Source organism: Pseudomonas sp. GW823-FHT02C02, assembly GCF_058797635.1.
In genome coordinates this window covers 148489-160974 of the sequence record NZ_JBXAJV010000010.1, presented here as the reverse complement: position 1 = coordinate 160974, position 12486 = coordinate 148489, and the positions used below count along the sequence as shown (strand labels likewise).

Annotated in this window: 12 protein-coding genes; 5 read left to right on the top strand and 7 right to left on the bottom strand. The window is 59.1% G+C overall.

The window, feature by feature from the left end:
- Position 1 precedes the first annotated feature (1 nt).
- The 5 genes from cyoB to hmpA all read right to left on the bottom strand — a co-directional run bounded on the left by cyoB (position 2) and on the right by hmpA (position 6305).
- A complete protein-coding gene (gene cyoB / locus AC1ROI_RS19205; protein ID WP_010458058.1) occupies positions 2 to 2032 on the bottom strand; it encodes a cytochrome o ubiquinol oxidase subunit I in 2031 nt (676 codons plus the stop codon).
- Positions 2033 to 2035: 3 nt separating this feature from the next.
- Positions 2036 to 2980 carry a ubiquinol oxidase subunit II gene (gene cyoA, locus AC1ROI_RS19200; RefSeq protein WP_010458061.1) on the bottom strand — a complete coding sequence of 315 codons (945 nt, stop codon included), beginning with the start codon at positions 2978 to 2980 and terminating at the stop codon, positions 2036 to 2038.
- An 816-nt stretch (positions 2981 to 3796) separates the two neighbouring features.
- Positions 3797 to 4306, bottom strand: a complete 510-nt coding sequence (locus AC1ROI_RS19195) for a disulfide bond formation protein B (protein ID WP_042932579.1) — start codon at positions 4304 to 4306, stop codon at positions 3797 to 3799.
- A gap of 25 nt (positions 4307 to 4331) precedes the next feature.
- Entirely contained in the window at positions 4332 to 4874 is a 543-nt protein-coding gene (locus AC1ROI_RS19190) for an ester cyclase (RefSeq protein WP_010458066.1), read from the bottom strand.
- Between the two features lie 249 nt (positions 4875 to 5123).
- A complete protein-coding gene (gene hmpA, locus AC1ROI_RS19185; protein ID WP_010458067.1) occupies positions 5124 to 6305 on the bottom strand; it encodes an NO-inducible flavohemoprotein in 1182 nt (393 codons plus the stop codon).
- A gap of 157 nt (positions 6306 to 6462) precedes the next feature.
- Here hmpA and norR point away from each other — a divergent pair, with 157 nt between their 5' ends.
- From norR to AC1ROI_RS19160, 5 genes are all read left to right on the top strand, one after another.
- Positions 6463 to 8013 (top strand): nitric oxide reductase transcriptional regulator NorR, encoded by a 1551-nt coding sequence (gene norR, locus AC1ROI_RS19180; protein WP_102593550.1) that lies wholly within the window; start codon positions 6463 to 6465, stop codon positions 8011 to 8013.
- 265 nt (positions 8014 to 8278) lie between these two features.
- Positions 8279 to 9181 (top strand): chemotaxis protein CheV, encoded by a 903-nt coding sequence (locus AC1ROI_RS19175; protein ID WP_010458072.1) that lies wholly within the window; start codon positions 8279 to 8281, stop codon positions 9179 to 9181.
- Between the two features lie 27 nt (positions 9182 to 9208).
- Positions 9209 to 9667: a GNAT family N-acetyltransferase gene (locus AC1ROI_RS19170; RefSeq protein WP_042933005.1), complete on the top strand. Its 459-nt coding sequence runs from the start codon at positions 9209 to 9211 to the stop codon at positions 9665 to 9667.
- Between the two features lie 179 nt (positions 9668 to 9846).
- Positions 9847 to 10173, top strand: a complete 327-nt coding sequence (locus AC1ROI_RS19165; RefSeq protein ID WP_102593549.1) for a hypothetical protein — start codon at positions 9847 to 9849, stop codon at positions 10171 to 10173.
- An 83-nt stretch (positions 10174 to 10256) separates the two neighbouring features.
- The gene (locus AC1ROI_RS19160; RefSeq protein WP_102593580.1) at positions 10257 to 11006 is read left to right on the top strand and encodes a YkgJ family cysteine cluster protein; all 750 of its coding nucleotides are present in this window, start codon (positions 10257 to 10259) and stop codon (positions 11004 to 11006) included.
- Between the two features lie 155 nt (positions 11007 to 11161).
- On the opposite strand, the gene AC1ROI_RS19155 is transcribed toward AC1ROI_RS19160, so the two are convergent.
- Together AC1ROI_RS19155 and AC1ROI_RS19150 are read right to left on the bottom strand one after the other, a co-directional pair.
- Complete coding sequence (locus AC1ROI_RS19155) at positions 11162 to 11419, bottom strand: hypothetical protein (RefSeq protein WP_083375782.1); 258 nt, start codon at positions 11417 to 11419, stop codon at positions 11162 to 11164.
- A 201-nt stretch (positions 11420 to 11620) separates the two neighbouring features.
- Positions 11621 to 11992: a DUF6124 family protein gene (locus AC1ROI_RS19150; RefSeq protein WP_083375781.1), complete on the bottom strand. Its 372-nt coding sequence runs from the start codon at positions 11990 to 11992 to the stop codon at positions 11621 to 11623.
- Positions 11993 to 12486: the final 494 nt, after the last annotated feature.

Below are 12486 nucleotides of genomic sequence, written 5' to 3'. Positions count from 1 at the left end.
TTTAAGCCTGTTCCAACGAGGTTTCAACACGGGTGGCGGTGGCCGGGATTTTCCCTGCCGCGACCAGACGCTTGTGCTGCTCGGCTTCGATGCGTTCGATCACATCGACCGGCACCATGTAGCCTTGATCGTCACGTGCAGCGTGGATCACGAAGTAGATGACAGTGCCAGCCAGGCTCGCGATTGCCAGCCACCAGATGTGCCAGATCATCGCGAAACCGAACACGGTCAACAGCGCGCCCATCACCACGCCAGTGGCGGTGTTGTTCGGCATGTGGATCGGCTCGTACTTGGCCGGAGCGCGGTACGCAGTACCGTTTTCCTTGGCTTCGGTGAACGGGTCGATGCAGTCGGCTTTCGGCAGCACGGCAAAGTTGTAGAACGGTGGTGGCGACGAGGTCGACCATTCCAGCGTGTGGGCATTCCACGGATCACCGTGTTCGCACATGTTCTCTGGCTTGTTGCGGTCACGCACACTGACGTACAGCTGGATCAGTTGGCAGGCGATGCCGACAGCGATCATCACCGCACCGAACATGGCGACATACAGGTACGGCACCCACTCAGGGTTGGTGGTGGCGTTCAGACGACGGGTCATGCCCATGAAGCCCAGTGCATAGAGCGGCATGAACGCGACGAAGAAGCCGCTGATCCAGAACCAGAACGCTGCCTTGCCCCAGCCTTCGTGCAGCTTGAAGCCGAACGCTTTCGGGAAGTAGAAGGCGAAACCGGCGATGTAGCCGAATACCGCGCCGCCGATGATCACGTTATGGAAGTGCGCGATCACGAACAGGCTGTTGTGCAGTACGAAGTCAGCACCCGGGATGGCCAGCAATACGCCGGTCATGCCGCCGATGGCGAAGGTCACCATGAAGCCCAGGGTCCACAGAACCTGGCTGGTGAAGCGCAGACGGCCCTGGTAAATGGTGAACAGCCAGTTGAATAGCTTCACCCCCGTCGGGATCGAAATCAGCATCGTCGCCAGGCCGAAGAAGGCGTTGACGTTGGCACCCGAACCCATGGTGAAGAAGTGGTGCAGCCAAACCATGAAGCCCAGTACCGAGATCGCGCCGGAAGCGTAGATCATCGAGTGGTGGCCAAACAGTTTCTTGCCGGTGAAGGCCGAGATGACTTCCGAGAAAATGCCGAATGCCGGCAGGATCAGGATGTACACCTCAGGGTGACCCCACGCCCAGAACAGGTTGACGTACATCATTGGATTGCCACCAAGTTCATTGGTGAAAATGTGGAAATCCATGTAACGGTCAAGCGTCAGCAGTGCCAGGGTAGCGGTCAGGATCGGGAACGAAGCCACGATCAGGACGTTGGCCCAGGTGCAGGTCCAGGTGAAGATCGGCATGTCCATCAGTTTCATGCCAGGGGTACGCATTTTCAGCACGGTGGCCAGGAAGTTGACCCCCGTTAGCGTTGTCCCCAGACCAGATAGCTGTAGCGCCCAGATGTAGTAATCCATCCCCACGCCCGGACTGTATTGCAGGCCCGACAGCGGCGGATAGGCAACCCAACCGGTCTTGGCGAATTCGCCGACGCCCAGGGACAGGTTGATCAGCACCACGCCGGACACCAGCAGCCAGAAGCTCAGGGAGTTCAGGAACGGGAAGGCAACGTCACGCGCGCCGATCTGCAGCGGCACTGCAAGGTTCATCAGGCCGGTGAAGAATGGCATCGCCATGAAGATGATCATGATCACACCGTGGGCGGTGAAGATCTGGTCATAGTGTTCAGGCGGCAGGTAGCCAGGCGAACCCTCGGTGGCCATTGCCAGCTGGGTACGCATCATGATGGCGTCGGCAAAACCGCGCAGCAGCATGACCATGGCGACGATGATGTACATCACGCCGATTTTCTTGTGGTCGACCGACGTCAGCCACTCGGTCCACAAGTAGGTCCACTTCTTGAAGTAGGTGATTGCAGCGAACAGTGCCAGACCACCGAGCGCGATCATGGCGATGGTTATCATCACGATCGGTTCGTGGAACGGGACCGCTTCCCAACTTAATTTACCAAACATCGTTTACTCCTCTGCCCCGGCAGCTGAATGCGAGTTCATGTCCATTCCTTGCGTAGCGGCCACTTCTTTCTCTTTCTTCTCGTGCTTCACCTTAGGACCCGGTTTCATGCCTTCGTACTTGTCGACGATGGTCTGGAACAGGTTCGGCGTCACCGAGGAGTAGAGCTCGACTGGGTTGTTCTGGCTCTGCTTGGCAAGGGCTGCGTACTCAACTTGTTCAAGCTGCTTGGGTGACTTTTTGACTTCACTTACCCAGGCGTCGAAATCTTCCTGGGAAGTTGCGATCGCTTTGAATTTCATACCGGTGAAACCCGCGCCGCTGTAGTTGGCGGAGATACCGTCCATTTCAGCGTTACGGTCAGCGATCAAGTGCAGCTTGGTCTGCATGCCCGCCATCGCGTAGATCTGGCCGCCCAGGCCCGGGATGAAGAACGAGTTCATCACGGCGTCGGAGGTGATCTTGAAGTTGATTGGCGTGTGCGCCGGGAACACGATCTTGTTGACCGTGGCAATGCCTTGTTCCGGGTAGATGAATAGCCACTTCCAGTCCAGCGCGACCACTTCGATGGTCACAGGCTTGACGTCGGATTGAATCGGACGGTACGGGTCCAATTCGTGGGTCGAAATGTAGGTGATGTAACCCAGGGCAACGATGATCAGGACCGGGATGGTCCAGACGGCCACTTCGATTTTGGTCGAGTGAGACCATTTCGGGGTGTAAATGGCGTCCTTGTTAGAGGCACGGTACTTCCAGGCGAACAGGAAGGTCATGACGATAACCGGCACCACGACCAACAGCATCAGCAGCGTGGCGGTGATGATCAGGTTTCGCTGTTCCAGGCCGACCTGGCCCGTGGGATTGAGCAAGGTCATGTTGCAGCCTGACAGCAACAACGTGCCGAGCAGCGGCAATAAGCCTAGTAGTCTGGGGTACCTGTTTTTACTCATCTCACGACCTCTAAAGCAGCTTGCGCAATGCAGTTGGGTTTTGATCGCCAACACTTCACCCTGCCAAGGGTTGGCATTTTTCTTGGATTGAATAAGGGCTGCCCGTCGCGCGTCAGACGCTGTTCGACAAATCCTGGGCTAGCGGTAAGTTCTTATTCGAATTCGTGGTCAAAGGCCTTGTTACAGACCAATTCCATTTGGTGCGGATAGTTGGAAGGCTCCGACACCTGGGAGTCGCACGAAGCGTTCAAGCCCCTCGACGCCCTGTTTTCCTGCTCAAGGTGAGCAGTGCCGGAATTCAGTGCGGGCGATTGTAGATACGTAGCGACTCATAAACCATGTCTCATCCCGAAATAATTTTTATCCATTCCAGCAACAATCATTAACGGATTTTGCAAAAGTGCGGCATCTTATCGAAATTAATTCTCAACAAAAACACCAAAATTTGTAGGTCTACAGGGCGCAGTTCAGACAGCTATCGGGGCTGACGCAGACACTTCGACGGTGCCCTAGCCCCTACAAGACAAGGGCTCTGGCGATTTGCCAGCCGCTGTTAAAACTGTCTGTTTGCGTGCGATGGCCAATAAATCGGCAGACGCCTGAGTAGGCCAATTTTGTTGCCAGGCCATACACCGATTCTGCCCGTTGAAATGCCTTGCGACAGTCACGCTGTGACAACATGTCGCACACGTGTCGCACCCTTTCTTGTCGCACATCACGGACTTTTTATTTGTCCCTTGAAATGCAAAACGCCCCGGCCCTCTTGATGAGGACCGGGGCGTTTTTTCACGTTATCCGCACGAGTGGCGGATGACCTCAGCGCAGCGCTTTGCGGTTACGCGAAGTGAGCAGCGGCACCAGCACCACGATCAGCACGAACGCCACCAGCGCCCACTGCGCCAGCGACAAACCGAGGATCGGCGGGTATGGCGTGGAGCAGAAACCATCGACCTGAAAGCCCAGCGGGAAAATCTTCGCCAGCGGCAGGCCATCGACAATCGGTTGCAGCACATCGATGCCACAGCTGACCGCCGGGTAGAACTGGGTGTAGACGTGATGCCCGGCCACCGCGACGCCGGCCAGTGCGAAAATCACCACCAGGGTTTCAAACACCGTGATGCTGCGGCGGGTGCGCATCGCCGCGCCAATGAAGGCAAACAGCGCAATCAGCAACAGCGCGTAACGTTGCAGGATGCACAGCGGGCACGGCGCCTCGCCCAGCACAACTTGCATGTACAGCGCGCCACCGATCAGCGCCAGGCAGATGATGCCCAGCAACACCAGGTAGCGCCGTTCACGTCCCAACCGCATTGTTTCCTCGCTCATCGCGTTTCCCTTTTATGCTCGTGGATCAGCTCGCCGGCGGCTGCGCTTGCAGCTGCTGCATGAGGCTGATGTTGTCTTCGATATGCCAATTGGCCGCGATGCGACCGCTTTTGATCTGATAGATATCGGTTGCCCGGAAGTCTACACGCTGACCCTGACCTTTGAGAGCCTTGAACGGACCAGTGAAGTGACCGCGAAAGTGCAAATGCACTACCACCCGGTCGCCAGCAATGATCATTTGCTCGATCTCGCAGCTCAGGTCCGGCACCGCCGTGCGGAAAAACTTCGACGCCAGCAGCGGCCCGGTCGGCCCCTGGACCCGGCCTTCAGGCGGGGTCATGTCGATGAATTGCTCCGACAAGGCCGCCTTGGCCAACGCCTCCTCCCCGCTGTTCCAGAAACTACCGTAACGACGAGCTGCCAATTCCATCGCATCACGCTGCGCCTTGGGCAGGCTCTGATCAACGATCAAGGTCTGCGGCTGGAGCAAGGCGGATTCGGCGAACGCGAAAGGGCTGGCCAGTAACGCAGCCGATAGAACGAGACGGGAGAAGGTGAAGTGAGTCATGGGGCGATCCTGATCATGTAAACGAACGAGCGCCTATCATCAGCATCGGGGAATAAACGATAAACCGGTTAAGAACGGATTAACTTTTAAGGGATTTTTACGAATCGGGACTGCGGCGCGTCTATCGCGGGCAAGCCCCGCTCCTACAGGTTTTGTACCGTTGCGCAATCGCGCGAACAACACAGAACCTGTAGGAGCGGGGCTTGCCCGCGAAGCAGGCGACTCGGTCTCCCGAGTCGCCGCAAACAGTTACTCCAACGCCGAAGCCGGCCCAAAGAACTCGTAACGGCTCTGCTTCTCCGGCACACCCAACGCCTTGAGGTGACGCTTGATTGCCGCCATGAACCCTTTCGGCCCCAGGAAGTAAGCATCCAGATCGCGCTGCTCCGGCAACCACTCGCCCAGTTGCTCGCGGCTCAACAGCCCGACCGTGTCGGCCGCCGGGCTCACGCCATCATCTTCGGCGTAGCAATAGAAGCGTTTGAGTTGCGGGTGACGCTCGGCCAAGCCATCGATCCAGTCGCGGAATGCATGAACGCTGCCGTTACGCGCGCAGTGGATAAAGTGCACCGGCCGTTCGGTGGCCAGCGCCGCTTCCAGCATCGCCAGCGTCGGGGTGATGCCGACACCACCGCTGATCAGCACCAGCGGTTTGTCACTGGCGGTCAGGGTGAACTCGCCCGATGGCGGGAACAGCTGGATGCTCGAACCAACGTGCAACTGATCGTGCAAGTGGTTGGAGGCGCGGCCACCGGTTTCACGCTTGACGCTGATGCGGTACTGGCCCTTGTTGGCCAACGCCGACAGCGAGTAGTTACGACGGATCTCTTCGCCATCGAGGATCAGTTTCATGCCGATGTACTGGCCCGGTTCCGCTGCCAAAATCGCGCCTTTGTCGGCAGGTTCGAAGTAGAACGAGGTGATTTCCGCGCTTTCCTCGACCTTGGCCGCCACGATGAATTCCCGCGCCCCGCGCCAGCCACCGGGTGCCTGTTCCTTTTGATCGTAGATGCTGGTTTCGGCGCCGATCAGGATGTCGGCCAACTGACCGTAGGCCGCGCCCCAGGCACTCATCACCTCAGGGGTGGCAATTTCTTCGCCCAGCACTTCGGAGATCGCACGCAGCAGGCAAGTGCCGACAATCGGGTAGTGCTCCGGCAGGATTTGCAGGGCCACGTGCTTGTTGATGATCTTGGCGACGAGGTCGCCCAACTGATCGAGCTGGTCGATGTGGCGCGCGTACATCAGAACACCGTTGGCCAGGGCGCGCGGCTGATCACCGCTGGCCTGGTGGGCCTGGTTGAACAGCGGGCGCACTTCCGGGTATTCCGAGAGCATCATGCGGTAGAAGTGAGTGATCAGCGCTTCGCCACCGCTTTCCAGCAACGGCACGGTGGATTTGACGATGGCACGGTCTTGAACGCTAAGCATAAAGTGACTCCTGGGCTACTTTGGATTGCTAACTGATGACCCTAGGGTTATCACTTTCCATGCCAACTATTTAACCCTTTAAAAACAATAACTTATAAACACAGTAGTCATATCGACACACGCTGGCTTATAGTCATCCCGACTACACGGAGTCACTATGACTGCAAAATCCTTGCTTACCGCCCTGCTACCGCTGGTCTCCGACCTGTCCCGCGAACTGCCCGAAGGCGAGCGTTATCGACGCCTGCTCGAAGCCATGCGCGCCCTGCTCCCCTGCGATGCCGCCGCCCTGCTGCGCCTGGATGGCGAGTGGCTGGTGCCGCTGGCCGTCGACGGGTTGAGCACCGACACCCTGGGCCGCCGTTTCAAAGTCAGCGAGCACCCGCGTTTCGAAGCGTTGCTCAGCAGCCACGGCCCGACGCGGTTCGCCGCCGACAGCGACTTGCCGGACCCTTACGACGGTCTGGTCGACGGCCTCGACGAGCATCTGGAAGTTCACGATTGCATGGGCTGCCCGTTGTTCATCGACGAGCGTCCCTGGGGCTTGCTGACCCTCGACGCCCTCGACCCGGAAAAATTTGAACCCATCGAACTGGACGCCCTGCAAGCCTTCGCCAGCCTCGCGGCGGCCACCGTCAACGCCGCCGAACGCATCGAGCGCCTGGCCAATCGCGCCGAAGACGAGCATCAGCGCGCCGAGGTCTACCGCCAGGCCAGCGGCCAGCAAAACCGCGAGATGATCGGGCAGAGCAAGACGCATAAACGCCTGGTGGAAGAGATCAGCCTGGTGGGCGGCAGCGACCTGACCGTGCTGATCACCGGCGAAACCGGGGTCGGCAAGGAATTGGTCGCGCAGGCGATTCACTCCGCTTCGCCAAGGGCGGACAAACCGATCATCAGCCTCAACTGCGCCGCCCTGCCGGACACCCTGGTGGAGAGCGAATTGTTCGGCCATGTGCGCGGCGCCTTCACCGGCGCCACCAGCGATCGGCGCGGCAAGTTCGAACTGGCCAATGGCGGCACGCTGTTTCTTGATGAAGTCGGCGAACTGTCCCTGACCGTGCAGGCCAAGTTGTTGCGGGTGCTGCAAAGCGGTCAATTGCAGCGCCTGGGGTCGGATAAAGAACATCAGGTGGACGTGCGCCTGATCGCAGCAACCAACCGCGACCTGGCCGAAGAAGTGCGCAGCGGCCGCTACCGTGCCGACTTCTATCACCGTTTGAGCGTTTACCCGCTGCTGGTACCGGCCCTGCGCGATCGCGGGCGCGATGTGTTGCTGCTCAGCGGTTATTTCCTGGAACAGAACCGCTCGCGGATGGGCCTTAACAGCCTGCGCCTGAACAGCGACGCGCAAGTGGCATTGCTGGCATACGACTGGCCGGGGAATGTGCGGGAGCTGGAGCACTTGATTGGTCGCAGTGCCTTGAAAGCGCTGGGTAACTGCAAGGTACGGCCGAAGATTCTGAGTTTGAGTGCGGCGGATCTGGATTTGCCCAATGGCAGCATCGAAGTGGTCGCCGAGCAACCGGCGGCGGCCCCGATGGCATTGGTGTCGGGGGATTTGCGAGAGGCTACCGAAAATTATCAGCGCCAATTGATCAGCGCTTGCCTGGAACGGCACCACGACAACTGGGCAAGCGCGGCGCGCGAGTTGGGCCTGGATCGGGCGAACCTCGGGAGGATGGCCAAGCGCCTAGGGATGAAATAACCCCCCACTGTGGCGAGGGAGCTTGCTCCCGCTCGGCTGCGAAGCAGCCGCAAAACCTGAAAATGCGGATAGTCTGATAACACACATCACCTGATCGGGAGTGCTTCGCACTCCAGAGGGAGCAAGCTCCCTCGCCACAGGGTTCGCCGTTGGGCCGGGAATGGGTATTTAGCCTAAAGCCTGCCCCCAACAAGTCGATAACCCGGCATCAATAGTTTTTGGCGACTTTTTACTCGCCCATCACCTTTTTCCACAGAAGGTTTTTATGTCCACCACCAAAGCCCGCGCAGACTCACTTTCGCTTCTGCTGTTTACCTTGCGCAGCGGCAAGCTGATGGCAATCAACCTGCTGAAAGTCAGCGAAATCATCCCCTGCCCGCCGCTGACCAAGCTGCCGGAGTCGCACCCACACGTCAAAGGTATTGCCACCTTGCGCGGCGCCTCGTTGTCGGTGATCGACCTCAGCCGCGCCATCGGCGAGCGGCCACTGGAAGACCCGAATGGTGGCTGCCTGATCGTCACCGACGTCAGCCGCTCCAAACAGGGCCTGCACGTTCAGGCCGTGAGCAAGATCGTCCACTGCCTGACCACCGACATCCGCCCGCCGCCCTTCGGCTCCGGCGGCGTGCGCTCGTACATCACCGGCGTGACCTCGGTCGACGGCACCCTGGTGCAAGTGCTGGACATCGAAAAGGTCATCCACGGCATCGCCCCGGCGCAGATCGAAATGGCCCCGACCGAACTGAGCATGGAAGACGCCGAAGTGCTGGGTAACGCTCGGATCCTGGTGGTCGACGACAGCCAGGTCGCGCTGCAGCAATCGGTTCACACCTTGCGCAACCTCGGCCTGCAATGCCACACCGCCCGCAGCGCCAAGGAAGCCATCGACTGCCTGCTGGACCTGCAAGGCACGGCGCAGCAGATCAACCTGATCGTCTCGGACATCGAAATGTCGGAGATGGACGGCTACGCGTTCACCCGCACCCTGCGCGAGACGCCGGACTTCTCGCACCTTTATGTGTTGCTGCACACATCGCTGGACAGCGCGATGAACAGTGAGAAAGCGCGTCTGGCCGGGGCCAACGCGGTGCTGACCAAGTTCTCCTCGCCAGAACTGACCCGGTGCCTGATCGAAGCGGCCAAGGCCGTCGCCGAACAAGGTCACTGAGTCATGGCTGAAGGCTTTTGCTTGCTGATGCGGCGCAACCTTGCCGAGGCGGTGCCCGCAATCACGTGGCCGGTCGGCATTGAATTGATCGAGTACCGTCCCGAAGTCGCCCAAGCCGTCCATCACGTGATGGAACTGGGTCACCTGGAAGGCGGTGGTCGTGTGCCGGAATTGGCGATCTGGCAGCGACGTTTTGAAACCGATCCTGAATACGACCCCACGCTCTGCTTCATCGCTCAAGATGCCGAAGGGATCGTCGGCGTGGCGCAGTGCTGGACCAGCGCCTACATCAAGAAGTTGATGGTGCACCCACGGGCACAGCGACGCGGGCTTGGTCGCGCATTACTGCTCCACGCGTTCCAGGTGTTTCAGGACCGCCGGGAAGGTTATGTGGATTTGAAAGTACTGGAAGACAACCTTCGGGCGCAGCGGCTGTATGAAAGCGCCGGGATGTATGTAGTCCGCCGAGAATTGGTCCCAGTCTGATACACCGCCATCGCGAGCAGGCTCGCTCCCACAATGTTTTTTTGTCGTACACAAAATCGGTGTCTGGTGAAGATCTACTGTGGGAGCGAGCCTGCTCGCGATGGGGCCGACACATTCAACCCAATACCATCAGGCATACTCTCCCCTCGGCCAACTCAATGCCCAAGGATGCCTGACTTATGAAAACCGCCACCCTGACCTTGCTCTGCCTTACCGCCCTCGCCACCCAAGCCCACGCCTCCAGTCCCGACGCCTGGGCCGCCTACGACAAAGCCGTGCTCGCCAGCTGCACCAAAGCCAGCGGCCTGAAAAACGCCAAACCCGTCGGCACCGCCGCGCAGTTCGACGACCGGGTCGACTACACCGCGCTCCTGATGCAAGGCCAATACCCGCAAAAACACATGAAAGGCCAGCAAGGCACCGAACTGTGCCTGTACAACAAAAAGAGCAAAACCGCCTACGTGACCGAATGGGACTCCATCCGCCCCACCGCCAAAACCCAGTGACTGGCGCATAACTTGCTTCGACCCGAGCCTTCGCGGTGTCTTTCTGGCGCCGTTCCATGCCCTCGGAAGCGACCGGCCGCTCAATGAATACGACATTTTCCTGCGTAGGTTGCGGCAAATGCTGCAACGACCACCACGTGCCCCTGACCCTGGCCGAAGCCCGCATGTGGGCGGCCGACGGCGGTCAGGTGATCGTGCTGGTGGAAGGTTTCCTCGGCAACGGCCTGGGCCTTCCCGTGCAGCAACGCGAACACGCCGAACGTCGCTCAGCAGTGGTTCGAAGCGGCACGTCCGAGGCTTACGTGGCGATCACTTTTGCCGCCTACAACGTCGGTCCCTGCCGGAATCTTGACGAAGACAACCTCTGCCGAATCTACGAACGCCGCCCGCTGGTGTGCCGCATCTACCCGATGGAAATCAATCCGCACATTGCGCTGAACACCGCAGTGAAAGAATGCCCGCCCGAATCGTGGGAACAGGGCCCGGACTTGATCATCGGGGGTAAGTTGGTGGATCAGGAGCTCGCGGGATTGATCCAGCGTTCGCGCCAGGCGGATCGCGATGACATTCAGACCAAGGATGCGATTTGCGGGCTGCTGGGGATTCGGACGACAGCGTTGAAGGGGGATGGATTTACGGCTTATCTGCCGGATATGAAGGCGTTTGCCACCGCCATCGACCAGGTTGCCGCGCAGCCGCTGGCGGGTTCAGGCAGTGATTGGCAGTTTCATGTGTCAGGGGAAGACATCGCCGTGCAAGTGCAGGCGGCCGGGGCGATGGTGGCGACGGAAGCGCCGGTGAACTATGCGTTTATTTCGTTGCGGGTGGCTTGATTCCAGGGCTGTTCAACCTGTTATGGCCCCTTCGCGAGCAGGCTCGCTCCCACCATTGATCTGCGTCGTACACAAAATCTGTGTCCTGTTGAGATCTACTGTGGGAGCGAGCCTGCTCGCGAAGGCGATTGATCAGGCACTGCAGCGTTTGAAACTCAGCGTTTACCCATCGACCGACGAGTCCCTGGAGGCGCAGCCCCTGGCGTCTTGGTATGGCCATTCTTCGCGCCATTCTTGTACCAAGGCTGGCTGGCATTCTTCGCAGCGGCCAAATCACCCGGTTTGAACGGGAACTTGAACGCCGGGATCGCGGCTTTGGTTTCGCTGTCTGCGCTGGAGTCGACGCTGTCTGGCAGGTCTGCCGGGTCGTCGCTCAAAGCGTCGGCAACCGGCGGTTGTGTCGGGGAAGTCATGAAAGCTCCGGGGTGATGCAAAAAGTCGGGCCCGGTCAGCGAGCCGCGAAAGAGCGGCAGTATACCTGTGTCCAGAGCCGCAAGCTTCACGCCGCAAGCGAGTCCGTCGGGTTTTGTGCCAATCGCGAGCAACCCCCGCACCTGTGGGAGCAAGGCTTGCCCGCGAAGAACGTTCACGCGGTCAATCAGACCGAATGCTATCTACCGGGGAACCTCAACCCTATCCAACACCCGATTCACCGCCAACTCCGCCAGCATGATGACCTGCTGAATCGCCATCAGCGTATGCCGCTGCGGCCCCTCCAGACTCGTCGCAAAATCACTGCTCATCACACTCGCCGACGCCAACGACTCACAGGCATGGGCCAACAGACTTTCAGAATCAACATCAGGATCGACCACAAACATCGTGCTCGGCCGGCGCGGTTTTTCGATGTAGCGCTCGGGGGGATCGAGGTAGTAATCGAGCGCGCGCTTCATGGCTTCGTGGTCTTTGATGAGCGATTCGGCCTGGGTGGTTTCGTCGCGGGGTGTGGTGGTGTTGATGGGTGGATCGGGGATTAACTTATCCATGCAAATTTCCTTTTGATGTTGGAGCCATCAATTTCCGATCTCACTCGGAGCAAAGGTGGCAGCTATGTGCGGTGTGAGATTACCGGCAAAAGGAACCCGGCCAGACCGAAGTCTGCCCGCACACAGCCGCCATAAAAAACTTGCAGGCAGCGGGTAAGCTGGCGGCAATTATGGGGGGCCTTGCGCTGGTTTCCAATTGTTCAGCCGGAATCTCACTCCCGGTCGCTGAGTTTTCAGCGACAGCCAAAGGTTAGAGAACACGCTTCCTACCCGGCAACCTGAAAAATGCGTGGGAAAACGCTGTGTTTTTTACACATCGTTCAACACAAAAATGGAACGCAGCGCGTCCCGGGCGGCATTCCCACGCGGAGCGTAGGGAACGATCAATCGGGGGCAGTAGAGAGAAAATGGTCGGCTGGCAGACCGCTATCGCGAGCAGGCTCACTCCTACAGTGGAACGATGCACGTCTGCAAGAAATTGGTCGGCTGGCAGG